Source organism: Polystyrenella longa (assembly GCF_007750395.1).
GTDB classification, from domain to species: Bacteria; Planctomycetota; Planctomycetia; order Planctomycetales; family Planctomycetaceae; genus Polystyrenella; species Polystyrenella longa.
On record NZ_CP036281.1, the window covers coordinates 2421654 to 2444142 of the forward strand.

The 22489-nt window shown below is 48.4% G+C and carries 16 protein-coding genes and 1 tRNA gene; 2 read left to right on the forward strand and 15 right to left on the reverse strand.

Annotation, left to right across the window (positions count from 1 at the left end):
* Window positions 1-20: 20 nt before the first annotated feature.
* From Pla110_RS08975 to Pla110_RS09015, 9 genes are all read right to left on the reverse strand, one after another.
* Window positions 21-479, reverse strand: a complete 459-nt coding sequence (locus Pla110_RS08975; RefSeq protein WP_144995295.1) for a hypothetical protein — start codon at window positions 477-479, stop codon at window positions 21-23.
* Window positions 480-538: 59 nt separating this feature from the next.
* Window positions 539-2314 (reverse strand): hypothetical protein, encoded by a 1776-nt coding sequence (locus tag Pla110_RS08980; RefSeq protein ID WP_144995297.1) that lies wholly within the window; start codon window positions 2312-2314, stop codon window positions 539-541.
* Window positions 2315-2667: 353 nt separating this feature from the next.
* Complete coding sequence (locus Pla110_RS08985) at window positions 2668-3786, reverse strand: hypothetical protein (RefSeq protein WP_144995299.1); 1119 nt, start codon at window positions 3784-3786, stop codon at window positions 2668-2670.
* A 1228-nt stretch (window positions 3787-5014) separates the two neighbouring features.
* A complete protein-coding gene (locus Pla110_RS08990) occupies window positions 5015-8251 on the reverse strand; it encodes a serine/threonine-protein kinase (RefSeq protein WP_197440610.1) in 3237 nt (1078 codons plus the stop codon).
* 400 nt (window positions 8252-8651) lie between these two features.
* A complete protein-coding gene (locus tag Pla110_RS08995; protein WP_144995304.1) occupies window positions 8652-9296 on the reverse strand; it encodes an RNA polymerase sigma factor in 645 nt (214 codons plus the stop codon).
* Window positions 9297-10206: 910 nt separating this feature from the next.
* Complete coding sequence (locus Pla110_RS09000) at window positions 10207-11091, reverse strand: hypothetical protein (protein ID WP_144995306.1); 885 nt, start codon at window positions 11089-11091, stop codon at window positions 10207-10209.
* A 996-nt stretch (window positions 11092-12087) separates the two neighbouring features.
* Window positions 12088-12285, reverse strand: coding sequence for a hypothetical protein (locus Pla110_RS09005; protein ID WP_144995308.1), 198 nt, complete (start codon window positions 12283-12285; stop codon window positions 12088-12090).
* Between the two features lie 117 nt (window positions 12286-12402).
* Window positions 12403-12702, reverse strand: a complete 300-nt coding sequence (locus tag Pla110_RS09010; RefSeq protein ID WP_144995310.1) for a type II toxin-antitoxin system ParD family antitoxin — start codon at window positions 12700-12702, stop codon at window positions 12403-12405.
* Window positions 12703-13124: 422 nt separating this feature from the next.
* Window positions 13125-13355, reverse strand: a complete 231-nt coding sequence (locus Pla110_RS09015) for a hypothetical protein (RefSeq protein WP_144995312.1) — start codon at window positions 13353-13355, stop codon at window positions 13125-13127.
* A 350-nt stretch (window positions 13356-13705) separates the two neighbouring features.
* Between Pla110_RS09015 and Pla110_RS09020 the strand changes: the two genes are divergently transcribed.
* Complete coding sequence (locus Pla110_RS09020) at window positions 13706-14296, forward strand: integrase core domain-containing protein (RefSeq protein WP_144995314.1); 591 nt, start codon at window positions 13706-13708, stop codon at window positions 14294-14296.
* Between the two features lie 345 nt (window positions 14297-14641).
* On the opposite strand, the gene Pla110_RS22610 is transcribed toward Pla110_RS09020, so the two are convergent.
* The 3 genes from Pla110_RS22610 to Pla110_RS09030 all read right to left on the reverse strand — a co-directional run bounded on the left by Pla110_RS22610 (window position 14642) and on the right by Pla110_RS09030 (window position 15637).
* Window positions 14642-14728: transfer RNA gene (locus Pla110_RS22610), tRNA-OTHER, on the reverse strand.
* A 226-nt stretch (window positions 14729-14954) separates the two neighbouring features.
* Window positions 14955-15335 (reverse strand): type II toxin-antitoxin system RelE/ParE family toxin, encoded by a 381-nt coding sequence (locus Pla110_RS09025; RefSeq protein WP_144995316.1) that lies wholly within the window; start codon window positions 15333-15335, stop codon window positions 14955-14957.
* A gap of 2 nt (window positions 15336-15337) precedes the next feature.
* Entirely contained in the window at window positions 15338-15637 is a 300-nt protein-coding gene (locus Pla110_RS09030; RefSeq protein ID WP_144995318.1) for a type II toxin-antitoxin system ParD family antitoxin, read from the reverse strand.
* A gap of 406 nt (window positions 15638-16043) precedes the next feature.
* Here Pla110_RS09030 and Pla110_RS09035 point away from each other — a divergent pair, with 406 nt between their 5' ends.
* The gene (locus Pla110_RS09035; protein ID WP_144995320.1) at window positions 16044-17111 is read left to right on the forward strand and encodes an integrase core domain-containing protein; all 1068 of its coding nucleotides are present in this window, start codon (window positions 16044-16046) and stop codon (window positions 17109-17111) included.
* Window positions 17112-17520: 409 nt separating this feature from the next.
* Here Pla110_RS09035 and Pla110_RS09040 read toward each other — a convergent pair whose 3' ends face one another.
* From Pla110_RS09040 to Pla110_RS09050, 3 genes are all read right to left on the reverse strand, one after another.
* Window positions 17521-19032: a DUF1254 domain-containing protein gene (locus tag Pla110_RS09040; RefSeq protein WP_197440612.1), complete on the reverse strand. Its 1512-nt coding sequence runs from the start codon at window positions 19030-19032 to the stop codon at window positions 17521-17523.
* Between the two features lie 113 nt (window positions 19033-19145).
* The gene (locus tag Pla110_RS09045; RefSeq protein WP_144999652.1) at window positions 19146-20723 is read right to left on the reverse strand and encodes a DUF1254 domain-containing protein; all 1578 of its coding nucleotides are present in this window, start codon (window positions 20721-20723) and stop codon (window positions 19146-19148) included.
* 161 nt (window positions 20724-20884) lie between these two features.
* Window positions 20885-22429, reverse strand: coding sequence for an arylsulfatase (locus Pla110_RS09050; protein ID WP_197440614.1), 1545 nt, complete (start codon window positions 22427-22429; stop codon window positions 20885-20887).
* Window positions 22430-22489 lie beyond the last annotated feature (60 nt).

Sequence of the window (22489 nt, forward strand, 5' to 3'; positions counted from 1 at the left end):
TCAGTATGAGTTCAAAATGGTCATCTTGATCCTGTTCTTGATTCAATTCGAGTCTGAATCTGTTGAGTAGGAACTTGTTCGACTTGGACATCTTCAGTTGGTGCTTCCGGCGCGGGTGCATCTGAGGTATCGCCCATTATTGTTACTCCTATTAAAGACAATAGCAGACCGACGGATCCGTAGAGTGGACGACTACTCCCGTCCACTTTTCCATAACCGAAGAGCGAGAGAAGCCCGAATATAAAGGCCCCTGCCATGGCACAGAAAATGATCACGACAAAAAGGAGTTGTGTCGCGATAACCAGTAATGAAGGTTCTTGGCCGACTTGTTCTGCCGAAGTGAAGTTATGCAGAGCACCGATCACGGCAGAGCTTAGGGCGCTAAAAATGATCCCAAATATCGCAAGTAGAATCGCTGTTTTTCCAAACGCAGGTAAAAAACGTTTTTTCTCGACGGGAGTTTCAACTTCTAAATTCATGCGTATTCTCCAAAAAGTGTGAAGTTGTTTCTTCTGAAATGATTAGGGATGAGAGTTATTTATTTGGATTCAATATCCTGATTGAACGTTCCCGTCTTTAGGCGTTCGGTAGATTGCTGTTGGTATTTATCCAGGAGGGTCTCCATCAAAGCTTCGGAAAATCTTTTATCTGAAGATATTCTGGAATAGACATCGGCATAATCAATCGTGGAGTAGGTCAGCCCATTCAAATCGCTGGTCCAGATGTAGCCCACATTCTCGGCCTGTGATCGGAGCAAGGCCGTCTGTTCTGCTCTCAGTTCGCTCTTGCAGGATTCAGCAAACAGCAATGGGAAAACCTGTCCCTGTTTTCCTGCTGAGAGGATAAGCTCAACAAACTCCTGTTTGGTGGTTCCCTGGTAAGGAACGATAGGCTTGCCTTTCTCATCCGTACCTAAAGTATTGTCAGACATTGGTTCCAAGGTCCCAGTTTTTCCCCAGCCCATGTCCTTATCGAGATAGCCAAGTACTTTTATGCCCAACGTATCATTTGCACTTGGGTCTAAGGTATCGTCCGCACTTGGATCCAAGGTGTTGTCAGAACTAGGATCCAATAAGTCCTCATTATCGAGCAGGTCTTCATTACCTAAAGTCTCGATGGGGTCCGGTAAGCCGAATTCTTCAGGAGTGCCAATTAATAGATTCAGAGCCCGCTCGGTAAACAGGCTCTCTTGGGATTTCGGATCCAATTGAGCGAGCCGAATGGGACGGTTCTGCTCTCCCAGTACCAGTTCAACCACAGCGGTCTTTTCTCCAACCAATAATGGTTCTTTTGATTTCGACAAGATGAGCTTTCCCTCAGTGAACACGATTCCTTCACCCGAAGTTGTCTGTAACGGTTGCTCGAGTCGGTCGACGAGAACAATCTCAGTTCCATGCTTGACTAATAATAATCGCCCCAGATATTCAGCCTGCAGACGGCCGTTGAGTTCGTAAACTTTCCCACCATGACATAAGTCGATCGGGTTACCAGAGGCGTCAGTCAGTAAACGTCCTTCTTTGATGAAGGGACTGACTTGTTGTGAGAAGCTTTCTTGCAGTTTGGTAACTAACTGATCGCGAGTCATTTTATCGGTATCAACCGAAACTCGTGTGGTCAGCAAATAATCACGACTTCCGTGGGATTTCGTCACGAGCACATATTCGTGGTTCTCAGACGGAAATAGCTGGGCGACTTTGGACAACACAGCCTGTAAAGTCTGGGGACTCGCTAAAGGCCAGGCTTGCAGGATGGATGTTTTGAGAGTGGGAAGTTCAAAGCTTTCTTTTTGATACTCTTTCCCCGTTCTGGTGAATTCCAATTCTGAATTTCTGGCCAGAATGTTGGTGATAATGACAACGGGGGTGTTGATCTCTGCAGCTGAATTGGCTCCAGAATGTTTGATCGACTGTATGTCCTTGTTCACAGCATCTTGGAACTGGACTGCGTCCCGTTCGATACTTGCTGCCAAAGCTTTTATTTCGGGATGAGAGGAGGATCGAAGCCAACTGGTAATCGTCTCCACATTTCTGGCACCTTCCCCTGCGTACGAAGTGTCATTGGCGTAATAGATCAGCACCTGAGTCTTAGCAGGATCACCAGTCACCGAATGAAGTTTGAGCGGTTTGTTCAGATCACGACTCTCTTGTTGCAGTTGTTGTAAAACAGCTTTGCCTTGTTGATTCGATTTTATATTGGGCTTCTCTGCAGCATGCGACAGCAAGGACCCACCCAGTGTCAAATTAAACAGGCTCAATAGAAAGAAACAGCAGGTCCATGCTCTGCTATGGAATGGTCTCATTTGTAACGTACTCATCAGTTCGCCCTATTTATCTGATTTAGATATTAAATATGAAACTGGTCCTGTTAGCGGCCCTGAAATTCTCTGATGGGTCATGCTAACCCTTGTATTGCAGTCTCTAACTTGTCCACCACTAGATTTCTGGGATGGGTTCTCATAACAGCTTCCGTCGCTCATGGGCGCCATTGGGCTCCAATCTGGATGGTGCCGTCTTGACGTTTGTATTTATCTTTTCTTTGGTGTTCGCCTTCTGAGTTTCTCCGAAAGTTTCACAACTTTACCGCTAGTCCAGTTCGATAGATAAAGATCGCGTTCCACTCATGATGGAACGCGATCAATGATGATCTCTCAATAGACCTTAACTGGCTTTAGCGGCTCCAGAAATTAGGAACAGTTCCCAGGTGTTTTCCACCACCCGATTGAAAACCCTGATTCTGCTGCTGCTGTTGTTGCCCTGGACGAACCCAAACTTTGCCATTGGATTGTTGGACGATGCGTCCCCCTTTCTTGGTGTTAAAGTTGTAATAATGTTGTTTCGTGCGCGGGTTATATGTTTTTTTGGCCTGTCCAGCGTATTTCCCTCCAATGGTAACCCGACCACCTTTGTTGATATTGACATCATTGAACTTTCGATAGCCCAGGTTTTTCATACGATTTCCACTGGCTCCCTGGTATTTGGGGGGCTGAGTTTTGGGAGGAGGATTCCAGCCAGGAGCGGGTCCAATAATGGTTTCAGATTCCTTCAGTTTAAAGTTCCCTAAAAACCCACCACGGCTTGCTCCAACGAGCGACGTTAATGCTTCAGCTTCCTCATCAACTTCTTCACCGACTGATTGTTCCGCCTGATCAATCTTACTATTGAGCCAAGTCTTCAGATTTTCTGGCAATTCGGAGATACCGACATCCACTCGTAGTTCTCCAAGTGTTTTGCGGTCAGAAATATTCTCTGCCAGTTCAATGTTGTCGGCCAGTTCCTGAGCAGCGGCGACATCTTCAGGTGGAGTGTCGACGTTAATCTCGGCAGGAGGAATGATGGCTCGACTTTCTCCACCCAACATCGTGGCTGCCTCCAGTTGCGATGTCAGCTCTTCGTTATTAGTCGCTTTGGCCACTTTGTTCAATCGAGCTAGGTTGTCCTTATCGTTTTTGTTGACAGCCATTTTCATGGCCATCTGTAACAATCTGTTGGAATCGATCTTGGGATGATTCCGTAGCAGGATGCGTTCCGCTTCTGCCAATTGCAGCGCGACATCGGTTACACCAGTGGCGTTCCCTTCAGCCAGTGCGTTGGTCATCAATTCGAAATCGACCATCCGTGTGAACGCGGGGTCATTCCAATCAGAAAAATCATTCTGTACTTCTTCTTCAGCCATAAACAATTCGATGGGAGGTTCTTCATCTGCCGGTGTTTCCGGTTCAGGCTCTGCGGAGAGTAAGAGTGCGGAAGTCATACATACGATGACACTGGTAAAAATGTGAATTCTCATTGTCAGGTCCTTTAGATAGGAATGATTGATAAGTCATACTTAAACTGGGAGGTTCTTCTCCCCACTGCCTAATCGAAAGCAATGACGATGTCGGACAAATTATCTTAAAAAACGAGTAGTTATCGTGTGGATAACCTGAGAGGAACGATGAACCTAAACGATAAGTAAGCGGAAAACGGAAAGCGGAATGAGGTACAGACAACGATTCTATGCACAGCTTTATCTTCAATAATCTACAAGGAACATTCCGTAACCAATATAAAATCAGACGTTTGTCTGAATGAGTACTCACAGGAGTCTAAATGAAAATATCTAATCCTCATTCAATGAGATTCTGAAGGGTTCATATTAGAGTCGAGATTCCAATGAAAACGTTTAGAACATATAGGCTGAACTTCCATAAAGTATTCAAAACCATTTATCATGTGTTTTTGGTTCTTTTCGTAGTCAATGGTGACTGGAACTATGAATATAAAACCTTGAAGCCTATCACTTTGAGTGAGAGCTTATGTCTCTTCCACTGATGAAACTTGGTCAATTCCAACCTGAGCAATTACCTGGAGTCGTTTACGGACCTTGCCTATTCAGGAGGTACAGTCGCCCTTAATAAGAACAAATGCCTGTAACATAAGAGGGCACAGTGGCCTTTGTGGACGCGTTCATTAGAGGCTTGATTTCAAGGCCCGTACTGCCCTGTTACCTACAAAAGCTGTATGAACTGCTCCTGCATACTGTGAAAGAGAACTCCATCTAAGTAGCCGGTTGAACTCACGGAGCTTGTTCAAAGTCGGGCACAAAAGTGCCGATATCACAGTGCGAAAAGTACTGAAGCCGTTGGTTCGGGATTACCCCGCAGCTCAGTGTTGCTGGATATGTAAACGGTTCTAAAGGAGCACTGAGAGAGCTTCTACGATTCAATCTGTCACTCACGCGTCTTGAAGATATCCGCGATTCCACTGTATTCGGTCGGATGTTATCTTATTGAACAAAGAGAGCTCAATTGCTTCTTTTGGTCTAAGAGCGTATGGATGCGTCTGCTGTCAGGAACAGCCGTGTGTCATTACTTGTTTTAATGCGGAAGAGCTTTTGTGAGGCTGGATGTACGCTGCGAATATCTCGCTCGTCGGTTCAGTTTAGTGGAACTCGACTGTTTGTCCGTTGTCTCAAGTGAATCATAAATGGTCTCCGACGTATGGTGCAAACAATTGGACTCGAATACGCTGGGCCCTCATTTTTCTCGCCAATTGATAATCTGAATCTTGGTTAAGTCAGAATCGGGATTTTTCAGCAAACAAGCTAGATAACGTCCATCTTTGGAAAAGCTAATGGACTTAGGTCGAATCCTACCATGATCAATTGAATACAATTCTTGTTCATGCCCCGGTTCAATACTCCATATCTTGACCTGACCATCGTCGCCACCTGAAACTAAACGGGAGGAAACGGGGCTGAACTCGGAGCAAAGGACTCCGTTATTGTGCCCTGCCAAGACAACTGGAGATGTCCAGGTATCAGAATTCCATAATTTAATTAGTCTGTCTTTACCACTAGTCGCTACAAGGTTGTTGTGAAGATTGCTCTCAATATACAGGATAGGGTGAGAATGCCCTCTGATATCGTGCAGAACTTTTCTGGTCTCGACATCCCAAACAACCAGTGTATTAAAAGAGCCGCTGAAAAAGAGTTGTTTACCATCGTTAGAAAAACTGACGGAATTACACTCAACAGGAATATCTCTGGTATAAGTCTGCGAAGTTCGAAGGTTATGAACATACAGTGCACCTCCCGTTTCGATTGGAAAACTGGTTGCTGCAATGAGCTCATTATTAGAGGATATTCTTATCTGTTCAGTATCAAATCCATCTCTGATGTTCCACCCGCGCACACTCCTGTCATGGACAACATCATAAAGAACTAAGTCCCCTTCACGTCCTCCGGCTACAATGATTGAAGAGTCCCTCGAAACGGTGAGCGTTTGCAGATGAACCTCCGATTTATGCAAGCTTCGTATCAGTTGACACGTTGCAGGATCCCACAGTTCAATCACGTTCTTTTCTAGAGTGACAAGGCGTTCTCCTTCAGGAAGTGTAATGAACTCGACCGCGTCGAAGTCACAATTCTGCTTTTGCAGGTAATTGCGTTGAAACTGTTTCTGGTAATTCCAGGCAAGGACTAGACCATCTTCTCCTACAGAGAGTAACTGATCGTTGAGAGGAGAGGTGGCCAAGTGGTAGATGCGTCCTTCATGTGCTTTCCAGGATCGATTATCTTGACCATTCTTCTGACCTAACGGCCAGACCGAAATCATACCGCTAAAGTCTCGACTGATCAGCGACTTTCCATCAGATGCAAACACGACTCCATGCACTTCATCCGAGTGGAGGAACTCTTCGATAAGCTCTCCCGAATCACTGTTTCGGAGCTGTATTCGTTTATTTGTACTAGCAACAGCAAACTGGGTCCCGTCCGGTGAGAAAACGAGAGACGTTGGCCGCCCAACTTTATCTTTTTTCAGGTATGGCAATTCAAGCAAAGGTTCTTGCGAATTGAGATCCCAGATAATTACTCGCTGATCGAATCCGACTGATGCCAATATGTTTTCCGCAGGCGATAGCGCGATGCTGACTTTTGAATCAACATGTCCTGTCAGATGACCTTGAGAGGCTCCCGTCTTCGCATCCCATAACTTAACGTTCGGATCATTTCCTGCAGTGATGATCTGGTTTCCGTCATGGCTGAATAAAACACGAAAAGCGATTCTCTCATGAGCTTCGATTATTAACTTCTCGCTGGCTTGATTATGCTTCCAGTCAATTTCCCATACACGAACAGTACCATCGTCACCTACTGAAGCGAGTTTGTCTCCTTGCGGTGAAAAATCGAGTCCGTTGACCTCGATTTGCCCTGTCGCAAATTCTTGTATTAATTGAGAAGTTGAAGCATCGTATATCCGGATGATGGCATCCAGACCGCTGGTAGCATATGTCCGCCCGTTTGGGGAGAAGCAAAGAACATAAACAGGCGTGTCGGATTCAGAAATAAGTTTTCTTGAATTGTGAACTTGATTCCATAGATAATGCCATTCTTCGCCACGAAAGTCCGGCTCTTCCTGCTGCGGACGGAGATTACCTAGAATTTGTGTAACCTGCCGTGTGTCTCCCGCCTCCAAGGCGGTACCCGCTTCTTTGATTTTGGAAAAATAAAGCGACTTTTTCAGTTCAAGTTGACTTCTCTCAGCCAACTTCAATAGCTCCAGCTGCCGGTGATTATGAACAGCCATCATCGTGATCAGTACGACCAACGCAATGATGCTCACTAATGAGACACTGAGAAAGGTTGTGATGAATAATTTATGTCGACGCGGCCACTTCAAACTTCTATCCCATAATCCGGCCCTTTTCGCCAGAATTGGTTCGTCTTTCAAGAAGCGTTTTAAATCGTCAGCCATATCACTCACAGAGTGATACCGTTCAGTAATCTCCTTGTTCATCGATTTACATAGGATAGTTTCCAAATCCACGGGCATTGCTGGATTGTAAACTCGCGGGGCAATCGGCTCTTCTTCCGCAATCTTGAGATAAAGCTGATCAAGTCTTGCCACCTCAAAGATTGGCTTTAAGGTCAGTAATTCGTATAAAGTCACACCAAGAGAATAGATGTCGGTCCGATGGTCAACCAGGCCTTTCGTCCCACTTGCTTGCTCAGGACTCATGTACCGCGGAGTTCCAATGACCGCCCCGGTCATCGTAAGATCCTCACGGGATTCAAATTTGGCGATCCCGAAGTCACTGATCCATATTTTTCCTGTCTGATCTATCAGCAAGTTTGAGGGCTTAATGTCACGATGCACAACGCCCCGATCATGCGCGTACTGCAACCCTTCTGCGACTTGAATAAAACGCTCTGCGACCCCTTTGAAAAATTGGGGGTCGTGAACTCGGTCTGAGCCAAACACTTTCTGGATATTGTTATTATCTTGAGCGGATTGATCTACTTGAGGAACAATAGAGACTTTCTCATCGGTCGGCTCATGTAAAGATTTAGTTGGAGCTTGGCTAGATACGGCATTATAAGGAGGCCCCAATGAGAAACTCGCTGAAGAACCTGGAGAGAAAGCGAATCTTCTTTCAGCGGTCGGTGTCTGGTCCGTTGAATCCGTCTGTATTGTCGCCAGACTTCCAATGAAATGCGCTAAATTCGATCCAGTGATTAATTTCATCACCAGATAATGGTTCCCATTTGATGTCACGCCCACTGACATAATAGGGACAATATTCGAATGATCCAGACGAGCCGCCGCCAGTGACTCGTTCTTAAATCGTTGCAATTGCTGGTCAGACACGATGCCGAGATTTGAGAGGAGCTTTACGGCTACTCGCCGTTCCAGTGAAATCTGTTCCGCTTCGTAGATCACGCCCATTCCACCCTGGGCTATGCGCCTAAGCAAGCGATAGTCATTAATCACCTGACCTTCGATAGGACTTGGTGCGTTTACTGGCGGGTCCGATTGGAATCCGTCGTTGTCGATCTGATTATTGAAATGAGAGATTAACTTCTGACAATGTTCTTCTTCAGTATATTTTTGAATCTTCAGGGCAGACAGGATTTCATCTTCACCGGCTGTCTCGTTAGAGATTGATTCTTCGTCCGGATTCAATTTTGCCAGACAGTTCTCACAAGTACTCAAATGTAAGAGTAGTTGGCCCTGTTGCGGTTCGGGAATATTTCCTTTTTCCAGACGCTCTAAAATATCAATCGGAGGGCAGTCCATAACATGCTCTGACGGGATTTGGGGTGTTAAACATCATCCACTTAAATGATGCCGTCTACTAATAGAACACATATCTGTAACGACAATGATGCGATTACTGCTGTGGTTGTTCTTCCCATAAATCCTGAAATCGTTTCAAGACGCGTCTTTTGGCCATGCGAACCGCGTCTGCAGTCATCCCCAACTGTAGTCCAATCTCTTCTGATGATGAAACTTCAGCGATCATCAATTCGAACGCCTGCCAAGTTTTAGCAGAAACCTGTCCCTGCACCTGATTAAGAACCATTTGCACCTTGAATTGGCGATCGGTGAGAGGCTGCGGGTTTTCTTCCGTGTGTTCAGCCTCTGTAGGTGGTGGAAGACTCACTCCATTTAGATTACTGAACAAGGCATGCTTTTGGTCCGCTTCTGCCAGCGATTTTTGTTTGATGAAATAATTATTCACCTTGCTTGTCGTAACAACTCTTAGCCACTTACGAAATGACCCGTGATTCCTGCGATGAAAATTCCCCAAGCTTCTTGTGAGTTCCATTAAAACGTTTTGGGTCACGTCCGAGGCATCAGAAGGCTGTAACCCACATTTACGTGCAATTTGATACACCAGGGGCGTGTATGCTTCAATCAGAACTCGCCAGGATTCTTGACTATTAACCTGTGCCCGCTGAAGCAATTTGTTGTCAGTTGTGTCGAATTGATTTGATAAATAAGGAACAGACATTTTTAGAAAATACTTTTCCAAACGCGATGTTTTAAGTGATGGTGAATGGCCAAAGGCTTCACTTACGCCAAATAAGATAATCTGCTTCGTTCCTCGAATTGTACCTGAGAATCACGGGTATTAGTATTTATGTCTTTGGGTGAATGCTGAATCTGTATTCGAATTCAATGTTCGTTAATCGGCCTCAAAAAGAATCTCATCCTTGTATCGACGTTTATTTAATCATTTTCTGTTCACATGTGAGATGACTTTGCCCCTGAAATAGGCCTTCTCCCTGACGCCTGTGCCAGAATAAACACTAAATGTAGTATGTGTATGTCTTTAATTAGAAAGGGCTTATGGGATATTTGTGTCCGCCATTCTGAAGGGGTTTCTTGGAATGACGTCAATCACGTTACAGCGTGTTGTTTTCCATTTTAGAAAGTCAGATTCTTAAATATGAGATTACATAGTTCCTCTCTCGTTGATTCATTTACGGAGAATTGCATTCTCTGCGGTAATCCTTGCAGAAACGAATTCAACAGATCGATGAGAGAGTTGTCGACATTCAGTAAGGGGGAAGTGCTCGATCGTAACTGACTTAACGAGATCGAAATCATCTTATTTCTCCCGATTGTCTCCTTAGCTAGTGTACTGTCTCGCAAATACAGGACCTTATCATTCCGGCAGAAATGAAGCAGAACCCGCTTATTCTGCCGGCTACGGCTCTCTGAATAAGTTCCCATCTGTTAGCGACGGCACCCTATAAGCGGTCCTGAAACCCTCTGATGGGTCACAACCGACCTTATTTCAAAGGCTTCAAGAGAACCACAACCGGGTTTCAGGATGGGTTCTAGTTTAACACGAAATTTATGGAGTTCGATCGATAAAACAAAAGGCGAACTGCATCAGTGAATGCAGATCACCTTTCAAATTAGCTGATAAAGCATGATTAGAATCTGACTTTTGCGCCTCCGACCTGAAAACTGCTTCCTGAAGTTGAGATATTTGCCTTTGCTTTCACCTTATGTTTTCCTACACCCACAGAAGCTTTACCGTGAGCTCCTTTTCGATCTATCGAGGCACGTCCTTTTGCCTTAGCACCACCAACGCCTCCACCTTGTTCGTAATGGACGTTGGAATTCTTTCCTTTCCACTGGACACCGTATGCCTGATGACCGTGGACACTTCCTATACGACCTCCCCTGTGGTCGTTATAGCCATGGCGATTGATGGTTGTTTTCCGACCGCCAATTCTATTTCCCCCAAGGACGGAGAGATCCTGACCGTATTGGACCTGGGAATCGCGCCCCTTATAATTAATATCAGTCCAGGTACGCTGCTGCGTGCCGTAAATTGGGCCGGGGGAAGTCTGGCCGTAATTCACGTTCGTTCCGTTCGGACCATGACTGAAACTGCCATCTCGTCCATACCCTTTCTTGGTCATGGTTGAAACACCAAGGCCGGTGGTCCCACTCCGGTTATAAATAACCCCCGAATTGGTTCTTTTACTGTTTCGGTTTTGATATTCGTATTGAGATCCATTTGAGCCATTATGAATTATATGGCCTGTACCGTATCCATATTGGTTGTAGTTGGAATAGTTTCCACCGTGAATGTTGTTGTGCCTTTGGATGCCGTATTGTCGACCTTTCTGTTGATTATGATAGTGAAATCTGTTGAAGTTCTTGTGCTGGTTCTGCGGAGCTTTATACGAATTACCGCCTCCATAGTAACCTAGGACCTTTCCCGCTTCGGCGGAAGAACCTGACATCGTTGCCAGTACGATCGAAGCAGAGAAAAACACGAAGACATCACGCAGTTGAGTAAAAGACATTTCAGAAACCTTTGCTAAAGAGAGATTTGTTAGAGCCATTGGCAGGCGACTCAATTGCCCGCTCTACTCTCCTGATCGCAGTCCACGAGGTTTCCGGACAGAATTTCTTAATAATTTCCGATTGCCTTTGAAACATACCTATTCCCGTATCGTAAAAAAAACTTAGCCGAACTAAAAATACTGCAAATCAAGAGGAATGTGAAAGGTTCATGGCATGTATCCTCAGACGAGTTGACGACAACGCTCGCCGCTACATTTAGCATAACAGTTGAATCCTTTCGTAAAGACTGGTGACGATATCCCATTCTTGAAAGCCAAGGCTCAGAGAATGGTTGTAGCTCCAAAGTAACCCTCCCCTTCACTTTGGTCTTTGAAATGATGGAGGCATTTCTGGTACCTGTTTTTTCTCACCATCGTCCGTTTTATGACTCGTGATAGCAATAAGTGATCGACTACCTGCAGAAGTAGAATATCATCCTCCGGGATAAAAGTGGAAAGAAACGGATCCTGCTCAACGATAACGAGTGTCGCCGATTGGCGGTTAAAGGAAAACAGCTTGGTCGGAAGTTACTGAGTGAACTCGGCGGGATCTTCACTCCCGATACCATCCTCCGTTGGCACCGGGAGTTGATTGCCCGGAAATGGGACTACTCATCAAAGAAGAAATGTGTTGGTCGACCTCGTATCCGATCAGAGATCGTCGAACAGATCCTGCGGTTCGCGAAAGAGAATCCGTACCAAAGGGTAAATCATTGTTGCTTTCGTATGCTTTGAGTGTTTAAACACTATACTCAGCGCGTTTCTAAAAAATTGCTTTCGGACAGTATAACGTGTTTTTCTCGCGTTTAGGTAACATTTCAGGTAACACTGATCGTGTTTGAGCGCCTCATCGCATGGTGGAATCGAGCGTTTGAAATTACCAAATCGACTGACAGCAGAAGTCGAAGTCTTATCGTCGTACATTATCAGAAATGTCTGTATATTCGAATCGCCCACCTAAACATCTTCGGCCTCGGCCCGATAATCTTGTGGAAGCTTCAGCGTCAATTCCATGCTGTCGTGCAGATCGCTCGTTATTTCAATAGAGCCATCTTTACCATTCCGATAGATCACGAAATGACGCGGCTTGCGAATTATGCCAATCGATTTGTGTACGTTATCCCGACTGTTTCGCAAGTGATAAGATCTCGCCACTTCGATCAGCTTCGGTCGTCGTTGACTGCCAGTCTGTTCTGGATCAGTTTGTAAATCTAAGATTGCTTGAATTAATAATTCTTCAGAGCGCAGGCGAGAGACGGATACGAGGCATCGTCAATGTTCTTGGCCCTTTTTTTCCAAACGTGATGCTTGTCGTTCAAGTCGCGCAATTGTGCTCCGTACTCCTTTTTCAGTCGTCGCATTAAGCCCCTGACCTTGTTCCAACTCGTTAAACCCTTCCGTAGCCAAATGTCGTAAGATCTTAATTTTATCAGCTTCGGTCTGTGTCTGCTCTTCAAGCAGTCGCAGTCCAGCAAGCAACACTTCGCTGGCGTTAGAGTTATGCACCGCTTCAATTTGTTCTGCAACAAATCGATCGTAATGCTCAGTAAGGTTGATGTTTCGCGTAGGCATGATTGCTCCTGTTCCAATGAAGCTTGAGTATGCCACAGTTGTCAGTGGTGCAAGATTAACTTCAGTCGAATTTGAAAAATCGTAAATCCAGATATCTGCTAGACATCGACCACTCCAATTCTTACATGAGCTAATTCAAATGCACGGGAGCACAAAACGTTGCGTGTTTTCTCGGGTCGAGGTAACCGTTCGGATAATAGCAAATAATCAGAGAGGAGTTAACGTGATCAGAAAATGATATTCGGCGCAGAAAAGTTGAGTAGAATTAGAAGCCAGTAGACTGGAGTAAAGGGGGACAAGTCAATCTGCGAAAGCTGATGGAACAGCTTAGGATCGGCACGCAGAAAGTGATTGCTGAATGTAAAAGGTTGAAAGCACTACCTCCGCAATGGGGCGATTCACAAAACATGGTCACACTGACCTTATTCCCTGCCCCCGAACCGATGTTGCAGGTCTCGTTGAGTGAGCGGTAACAGTTGTTTCTGGACAGCTTGGAGACAGGTCAGTCCTATAAGTCCAACGATTAGGATGAGGTCACTGGCGTGGTCGAACGGCAAGCCCGCCGCGAGCTCCTGGAGTTGATCGACTTCAGCTATTTCGAGCGAAAAGACGTGGCCCTTCCACCGTCTACGTCCGCACGGAGAAGCCGTCATGACCCTAATCCGGACAGCACGCGATTATGGTATTAGATGTAAGGATAGAGGCATGTTTCCCTCAGGGAAGACTGGGTTTACAGAATCCAGACCGTATTCGGACACGTCCGGACCTTCCTATAATCCAAAGGTACCCTGTAACGTAAAAAACTCAGCCGAACTCAAACCACTGCAAATGAATGGATATTTAATCACTCATTTTCGGTGTCGGTTGAATAAATTTACGATACGGGGGAGCTGATCGAATTCAGGGTGCTCTGGCGAATGTTGGATTTCACATCACCGACACGACGGTCAGGAATGTACTTAAGGCGAACGGAATCGAACCCGTCTCTGACCGCCCTGCGTCGATGTCCTGGAAGACTTTCCTCAAAGCTCACTGGAACGCCATCTTCGCCGTCGACTTCACTACTGTAGAAGTCTGGACGAAGACCGGTCTGACGACATTTTATGTCATGGTGGTAATGGAACTGAAATCACGACGCGTTGAGACCGCAGGCATTACAACGAATCCTAACAAGCAATGGGTGACACAGGTTGGACGTAATCTCACCGGCGACAGTGGTTTCCTGGAGAATGCCTCTCATCTGATATTGGATCGCGACACATGCTTCCAACCACTGCGATCTTTTCTGGAAGAACAGACTGACATCGAACCGGTGCTGCTTCCTCCGAAAAGTCCGAACATGAATGCGTATCTCGAACGCTTTATGAGAAGCTTGAAATCTGAGTGCCTGAAAAAGATGATCTTCTTCGGCCAGCATTCTCTCGAACGAGCACTGAAGGAATACGTCGCTCACTACCATGCTGAGCGGAATCATCAGGGACTCGACAATCAGTTGATTGATCCTGGTGAGGAAGTCGGAAGCATCGCTGGTAAAATCGAATGCCAAGAGCGTCTCGGCGGTATGCTCAAGTATTATTATCGCGATGCCGCGTAGCACCGAATCGTTCGCAGACCGTAAATCTCATGCGACATTCTCCGCTACCGGTGCGCCCCCCATGTCCTTTTCAAGTTAAATTGGACATCACCCGTCAGGTCTCGAAACGAATCTCGTTCCTGGTCAGCAACATAACGACTTGGTATTACTCATTTTCATCTTCGGCTGAATATTTTTACGATACGCGCTCTGTGAATTAGAAAGTAATGCTCAAATGAGCATGTTTCTGCGATGAGTAATACAGGGTGTTCAACTTTTGTCCAGGTAACACTTTAGATAACACCCCCCTATATTGAACAAAAAAAGGACTTACGCCTATTTGACGTAAGTCCTTTCATATCATAGTACCGAAGGTGGGACTCGAACCCACACGGGGTTTACCCCCACTGGATTTTGAATCCGTGCCAAAGTGTGATTCATTATTACTTACGTATGCTTATATTGGTTAAACACTGTTCTCAGCGTATTTGTGAAATGTGGCTTTCGTACAGTATAGCGTGTTTTTCTCGCGTTGAGGTAACATTTCAGGTAACACCGATTTCGTTATGAGCGTCTCATCGCCCGGCGGTGGCGATCGCTCGATAATACTAAATCTCTCGAGAACAAAAGTCGAATTCGTATTGCGGTACGTTGCCAAAAGTGAATGCGAGTCTCTCTCTTAAATATCGTCGGTGTGGGCACGATAATCCTGTGGAAGATGCTTAGCCAAATCCATGCTGTCGTGTAGAATTCTCGCGATTTCAAGAAAGCTATCTCTACCAACCCGAAAGATCAGGAAATGGCGCGGCTTGTGAATCCTACCAATGGATTGATGAACATTATCCCGACTGCTTCGCAGATGATAAGAACGTGCCTCATTGACCAGTTCCGGTCGTCTTTGGCTGCCAGCGCGTGCTGGATCGGTTTGTAGATCCAAGATTGCTTGAATCAATAATTCTTCGTAGAGCAGGCGAGTTTGCTCACCAAAGGTTTCATGCGTCCAACGCAATATTGATTCAATATCCTGTTCGGCTGCTGGTGCGAGACGGACGCGAAGCATCGTCAATTTGCTTGGTCCTTTTTCTTAGGACGTGAAGCTCGTCGTCCAAGTCGGGCGATTGTGCTCCGTACTCCTTTTTCAGTTGCCGCAGTAAGTCCTTGACCCTGGTCCAACTCGTTGAACCCTTCCGTAGCCAAATGTCGTAGGATTTTGAGTTTTTCAACTTCGGTCTGTTTCTGCTCTTCAAGCAGCCGCAGGCCAGCACGGAGCACTTCGCTGGCGTTTGAGTAACGTCCCGTACCGATTTGTTCTGCAACAAATTGGTCGTAATGCTCAGTAAGGTTGATGTTACGCGTAGGCATAATTGCTCCTGTTCCAATGAAGCTCTAGTATATAACAGTTGGCAAATATTGCCAATAATTAAGCGGCACATCATATAAATTCAGTCGAATTCGAGACACCATAAAGTTAGATAACTGTAAGACGTTGACCACAGTCGAGTTCGGATGAGCTGTTTCAAATACCTAGCTTCGTAAAAAACTCAGCCGCACTCAAGACTCTACAAATTAAGGCATCTGCGAGACACCGACCGTGTCGATTCTCAGACGACCTGACAATGACCCTCGCTGCCACAATCATCACAACCGGTATTACCGCCAGTCGAGACTAACAGCGATCTCTGATTTGCGAGTGCTAGGGCTCAGAGAATGGTTATAGTTCCAAAGCAACCCTCCCCTTCACTTTGGAACTGATTAGATGGAATATGTGATGCAGCCTTGGCACCTGCTCGTCTACGCTCTGATAAGTTGGGTGAATCGCGAACAGCAATTGACGATTGAATACCTGAAGACTGAAAATAGTATCCTCCGCGAAAAAATCGGTAAGAAACGCATCTTGCTCACTGACGAACAGCGTCGTCGCCAGGCGGTCAAAGGGAAAATGCTCGGCCGGAAGTTGCTGAGTGAACTCGGTGCGATCTTCACTCCTGATACCATTCTCCGCTGGCACCGGGAGTTGATTGCCCGGAAATGGGACTATTCCCCGAAGGCACAACGCGTCGGTCGACCGCGCATCCGCCAGGAGATCGTCGAATACATTCTACAGTTTGCGAAGGAGAATCCGACGTGGGGAGCTGACCGCATTCAAGGTGCTCTGGCGAACGTAGGGTTTCACATCACCGACACGACCGTCAGGAATGTACTTAAAGCGAACGGTATTGAACCTGTCCCTGACCGTCCTGCCTCAATGTCCTGGCAGACGTTTCTGAAAGCCCATTGGGAAGCGATCTTCGCAGTCGATTTCACAACAGTGGAAGTCTGGACGAAGACCGGTCTGACGACGTTCTACGTCATGGTACTGATGGAATTGAAAACACGACGCGTAGAGATCGCAGGGGTTACGACGAACCCCAACAAACAATGGGTAACTCAGGTCTCTCGCAATCTCACCTGTGACGATGGTTTTCTGGAACGAGCCTCTCATCTGATTCTCGATCGCGATATGTGCTTCCAGCCACTGCTCACCTTTCTGAGGGACCAGACCGACATCGAACCGGTGCTGCTTCCTCCGAAAAGTCCGAACATGAATGCGTATCTCGAACGCTTCATGAGAAGCCTGAAGTCTGAGTGCCTGAGGAAGATGATCTTCTTCGGTCAGCATTCTCTCGAAAGAGCATTGCGGGAATACGTTGCTCACTACCATTCTGAACGAAACCATCAGGGACTGGACAACCAGTTGATTGATCCTGGTGAAGAAATTGGATGCGTCGCCGGCAAGATCGAATGCAGAGAACGTCTCGGTGGGCTGCTCAAGTATTACTATCGCGACGCAGCTTGAATCAGCCTCGAATCGATGTCGGTCCTCGTGTTGTGATTCCGCGATACCGTTGCGCTCGGAAGGTCATTTTTGCATCGAATCTGATAGCAGAGTTCAAGTCGTGAAACGGATCTCGTTCGAAATCTGCCACTCTCCAGAGATATAACCGCTTGGAATCACTCGTTTTCAACGTCGGCTGAATATCTTTACGATACGGGTTTTCGTGTTAACACAAGCATCTCCGTACTCCGTTACCGAGGTTAAAAATCAAGTTTTCTTAAAGCCTTGTCGCCATACAAAGTCGATATTCAGAAGTTGGATGCGTTGTTTTGATAACTCGTTCCAGTTTTCGTAGGGCCGGTTCCTACCGGCCATCGTCGAATTTCTGGCCGGTGGGAACCGGCCCTACAGCTGCCCTGCCTGCAATGACTTAATCAACCATTTCGATCTCGCTCGGACGCCAGCCCCTGTCGTACCAGACTTGCGTCGGGCCATAGATGCGCCAGAGCATATTCCAGCCCTTGGATGGATCCGTTTGAATCCAGTTCACTTTTCCATCAGGCTTCTTTGGCCCGATGTAGACGTCATAGGAGCCATCGGTGTTCTGCACGGTGGCCTTATCGATGCTGGTGACGCCGGGGTACGGATTGTCGGTCTGCAGCAACGAGCGGGTCTGGTTGTCGTAGACGGTGATATCCCAGAAGCGTTTGGCCGGAACGTTGGGCGGAATGTGGATTCGATAGGTCTTGCTGCCGTCGAGTGCCTTCCCCTCGGCATCGCGCAAACCGATCACATACTGCGATCCCGCACCGACGGGCGGTTTCACCATCGCCGGCGTGATGCCGGTGGCGTAGAAATGGAAGCGGACCCGCGAGTTGATCAAACTGACGCCGTCGTTCAGGAACTCGTGACTGCCACCGGCGAAGCCTAGCTCCCAGCTTTTGCTGCCGGGCCAGATCACGGTGTCCGTGTCGCGGTTGCGAAACAGGATGGTGCGTTGGGCGGCGGTGCCCACGGCAGCGGCCTCGGCGAGGATCTTCTTCATGCGGGCGTCCGGTTTGAAGGGCTTGCCCTTCCGGATGCCGATCGAAGCCAGCAGCCCGAGGATCTCCGGATCCTCGGCCGAGTTGGGCTCTTCTTGGACTGTGATGTTGACCTCGTCAAAGAAGGTGGCGTCCTGGGCGTGCAGGGTGTTGAAGTCCTTCATCGCTGTGTTGATCCACTTCACTTCCTTCGGTTCGCTACCGAGGGGATAGAGCCGGAAGTGCTCCTTCATGTTCTTGACGACGGGAACCGGATCGAAGTCCGTCATGAAGCCGCGCATCGCCAGCCAGTGGCCGTAGGTTTTCGACTTCTTGACGAAGTAGCCGTCGGCCGGCAGTTCGCCATTGTAATCAGGCGGGACCAGCAGGAACTTTCCGCCCTTGCCCTTGTCATCGCCGGCATTGCCGAAATCGCAGACATAGTGGAACCACGCATCGTCGATGATGCCCAGCACGTTGGGCGGCGTCTCCATCACCATCGGACCGTCCTTGAGGTCGATCCACATGAAGGTGTAGACCACCGTGGTATTGCCCGTCAGCAGCAAGCCTTTGGAATCCAAACGCCCTCCCCAGTAAATCATGGTCTCGTTATCCGGGCCCCACTTTTGGATGCCTTTGCGAAATCCCTGCAGCGAGGCCGCGGGCGTGGTCATGATCATGGACTCCACGGCGCGCGAGAAGTCCATGTGATTCCAGACTTTCTCCGCTGTGGCTTCAGTTGGGAAACCGTCGACGAACTCAAGCGCCCCGAGACGCGTCTCGGTCCGGTCCGGCGTGATGACATTCGCGGGGATGTCGGTGGAGTATTTCATTTTGGGTGCCTGTGCCTGGACGGCCGATGAGAAACAGGTGACGGCCAACGCCGCCAGTATCAACGGGATTCGGTGTGCCAAATTCATTACATTTCCTCTTTGATTTCTTCATTGATTGGTAAAAGCGTAGCGTCAGCGAACTGTTGCGGTTTCCAGCCGCAGCGCTCTTTCTCAACTGGAGGCGGAACCGCCATCCACGACTACTTCACGAGTTCCAGTTCGCTCGGTCGCCAGGTCTTGTCGAGCCATGGCTCCAGCGGGCCATACATCCGCAGGATGATGAACCAGCTCTTGCCGGGGACGGTCTGGATCCAGTTGCTCTCCTTGCCCTTCGGGGCCTTGGGAGCAAAGTAGAGGTCATACGAGCCATCCGCATTCGGCTTCAACTCGCCGCTCAGGCTGTTGACGCCCGCGAAGGGTTGATCGGTCTGCAGCATGGAACGGTGCTGCGTGTCGTAGATGGTCACGGACCAGTTGTCCTTGGCCGGCACGTTGGGCGGCAGGTGCAGCTTGTAGGTTTTGGCACCGTCGAGTGGCTGGTGTTTCGAGTCCATTCCGACAATGCCGTAGTCCGACCCGACCCCCGGTTGGATTCCTGCCATGGCCGGAGTCACACACACCGCGTTGAAGTGCATCCACAGGCGGGCATCGATCCGACGGATCCCGTCTTTCAGGAAGAAGCAATCCTTGTCGGGAAAGGCCATCACCCATTCGCTGTCGGTCTCCGGATAGAAGCGGTGACCCGGATCACGTGGATAGACGGTGTTGGCACGGGCATAACCGCTGCCGATCGCCACCGCTTCGGTGAGCAGTTTCTTCATGCGAGCATCGGGTCTGAAGGGCTTGCCCTTCTGGATGCCAAGGCCGGCCATCAGACCGCGGGTTTCGGGTCCGATGAATTCGATCGGCTCCTTCTGGATGATCTCATTGAGTCGCTCAAAGTAGCTGAAGTCATTCGGCGGGACCGTGTTGTAGTGGACCCCCGACATGTTCTTGAACTCCATCTTCGGCGGGTTGTCCTTCCTCGCCAGCGGATAGACCTTCAGGTTGGCCTTGATGTTGTCGGCGGACCTCTTGACGTCCGCCGGGTTGGTCACGCTGCCGCGCACGTAGCCCCGCATGAAGTTCCAGACCACATAGCTCGTGGATTTGACGACAAAGTAGCCTTCCGGCACATCGCCCTCGTATCCCGGAGGCAGTACCAGGTACTTGCCGCCCTTGCCCTTGTCAGGTCCGGCCGCACCCATGTCGCTGAGGTACCGCATGTCGCCGTCGTCGAGGATTCCCAACACATCGGGCGGGACCTCGATCACGGTGGGACCGTCCTTCTCCAGATCGAGAAAGCCCCATGTGTAGAGCGAGGTGTTGTTATACGTCAGGACCAGCGACTTGGAATCGCCGAGCTGTTCCCAAAGGACGATCTGGTTGGAATCGCCCATGTTCATGTCCCGGCTCCCCTGGAGGAGGCTGTAGGTGGACACGGCGGGGATCATTTCAATGTAGACCTGCACCGCGCGGGCGCGGTCCACGTAGTCGTAGAGCGCGTCCTTGGTGCCGCCGATCGGAACTCCGTCGAAATATTCGAGGGTGCCAATAGGTGTCTCCACCTTGTCCGGGGTGATGATCGACTCCGGAATATCCGTGGTCATTTTCATCTTGGGCTGTTGCGTGTCCTTCGCTACTTGAGCGACAGCCAGCTTGGTTGTGCCGCACAAAATGCATGTCATCAGAAGCACCGCGGCAAGAGGCCCTGATTTCGTTTGGAATATTCGTTTCATGTTCATGGTCTTTACTCTGGTATTAGTTGTTTTGACTTAGGTGTCTTTACGTGGCTGTGGCTTCCAGCCGCAGCGTTCTCCTGCCCAACTGCGGCTGGAAGCCACAGCCACGTTAGTTTCCGGTAATCCCCGGCACAGCATGCAATGCCTTTTTGACCCAGTTACTTCGCAAATTTTGTCATGCTGAAGGCCGGAGGATTAGGATACTTCTTCAGAGACTGCTGGTATTCGCCCACGATCTTCATATACGGTCCGAGCACCCAGGCAGAGACTGCAACCTGGTTCCATTGTTCCCGTGGATCACGGGCAATGTTGAAGATAGAAGGATAACCCATCCCCTCGGCACGATAGCCGCCCACGCCCATGAGGGACGGGTTGCCAGCAGATGAAATGAATTCCTTTGGATAAATCCGCCAATGCTTCCAGCGCACTGCAGCAACCTCGCCTTCCATGAACGTGATCAGGCTTTCGCGCGCTGACTTCTTGTTTTTGCCCAGGAAGAAATCACCCTGATCGACGCCATCAATGGCACGGTCAGTTGGTACTTTGGCCCCGATAATGTTGGCCACTGTAGGGTAAAAGTCGTGGATAGCTACCATCTCGTTGCTCTTTGCCGGTTTGATCTTAGCCGGCCATTTAATCATGCCAGGAACGCGCAGTGAACCCTCAAGTGCATCACCAACCTCTCCACGGAACGGTCCGGGTGAACTGCCCAGGAAATCGTTGTTGGACCCCTGGGTTGTAGCCGGCCCATTGTCGGAAAGCCATATGACGATGGTGTTGTCTTCAATGCCGGCCTCCTTGATGGCGTCAAGCACCTGTCCTGTACGGTAGTCAAGTTCCATCACAGCATCACCAAAAAGCCCGGCACTCGATTTCCCCTCCAAGTCGGGATGAGGCAAGGCCGGATAATGCACATGTGACCATCCCACATAAAGAAAGAATGGTTTCTTTTCTTTTGCCTGTTCTTTGATGTACTTCACGGAGGCTTGCGCTATGTCACCTTCGATATGCCGCCTGTATTCAAGATCGTAGGGACGGACCTTTTTCAACACATCCTTTCCGGGTTCTGATTCCCAGATAGAGGCGTGCGATTTGGCAATTTCTGCTTCCGGTATACCGCTTCTACGCATACCATCCGGATACAATGTACCGTCGGTGGTTTGTAAAATCCCAACATGGTATTCATCAAAGCCCTGGTGAATGGGCAGACTTTGCTTTTCTTCACCAAGATGCCATTTACCCACAATGGCAGTGGCGTAACCTTTTGATTTGAAAAGCTCTGCCATGGTCACCTCACTATCCTGAAGTGTGCTGGGTGTACCGGCAATAATAATACTTCCCAATCCTGCACGTTGAGAATATCTGCCTGTCAGCAAAGCCGCGCGGGTCGGTGTACAGCCCGGCTCCACAAAAAACTGAGTGAGCATGAGCCCTTCGCTTGCCAGCTGGTCGATGCGCGGCGTCGGCATGCCCCGAAGCTCGCCGCCGCTGCCGTAGCAGCCTAAGTCACCGTATCCCATGTTGTCTGACAGCATAATTACTACATTGGGCTTATCTGCCGCACCAGCGGAAGATATCAGCGCGGTTGCCTGCGTGTCCTTCGTTTCTTGAGCGACAGCCAGCTTGGTTGTGCCGCACAAAATGCATGTCATCAGAAGCACCGCGGCAAGAGGCCCTGATTTCGTTTGGAATATTCGTTTCATGTTCATAGTCTTTACTCTGATATTAGATCTCTTGACTTCGTTGCCTTTCCGTGGCTGTGG

Coding starts and splice junctions, on each gene's coding strand:
- Pla110_RS08975 (WP_144995295.1), bottom strand. CDS start 479: ATGAATTTAGAAGTTGAAACTCCCGTCGAGAAAAAACGTTTTTTACCT.
- Pla110_RS09045 (WP_144999652.1), bottom strand. CDS start 20,723: ATGAAACGAATATTCCAAACGAAATCAGGGCCTCTTGCCGCGGTGCTT.
- Pla110_RS09040 (WP_197440612.1), bottom strand. CDS start 19,032: ATGAATTTGGCACACCGAATCCCGTTGATACTGGCGGCGTTGGCCGTC.
- Pla110_RS09020 (WP_144995314.1), top strand. CDS start 13,706: ATGTCCTGGAAGACTTTCCTCAAAGCTCACTGGAACGCCATCTTCGCC.
- Pla110_RS09015 (WP_144995312.1), bottom strand. CDS start 13,355: ATGACGGCTTCTCCGTGCGGACGTAGACGGTGGAAGGGCCACGTCTTT.
- Pla110_RS08985 (WP_144995299.1), bottom strand. CDS start 3,786: ATGAGAATTCACATTTTTACCAGTGTCATCGTATGTATGACTTCCGCA.
- Pla110_RS09030 (WP_144995318.1), bottom strand. CDS start 15,637: ATGCCTACGCGTAACATCAACCTTACTGAGCATTACGACCAATTTGTT.
- Pla110_RS09050 (WP_197440614.1), bottom strand. CDS start 22,429: ATGAAACGAATATTCCAAACGAAATCAGGGCCTCTTGCCGCGGTGCTT.
- Pla110_RS09035 (WP_144995320.1), top strand. CDS start 16,044: ATGCAGCCTTGGCACCTGCTCGTCTACGCTCTGATAAGTTGGGTGAAT.
- Pla110_RS08980 (WP_144995297.1), bottom strand. CDS start 2,314: ATGAGTACGTTACAAATGAGACCATTCCATAGCAGAGCATGGACCTGC.
- Pla110_RS09000 (WP_144995306.1), bottom strand. CDS start 11,091: ATGTCTTTTACTCAACTGCGTGATGTCTTCGTGTTTTTCTCTGCTTCG.
- Pla110_RS09010 (WP_144995310.1), bottom strand. CDS start 12,702: ATGCCTACGCGAAACATCAACCTTACTGAGCATTACGATCGATTTGTT.
- Pla110_RS09025 (WP_144995316.1), bottom strand. CDS start 15,335: ATGCTTCGCGTCCGTCTCGCACCAGCAGCCGAACAGGATATTGAATCA.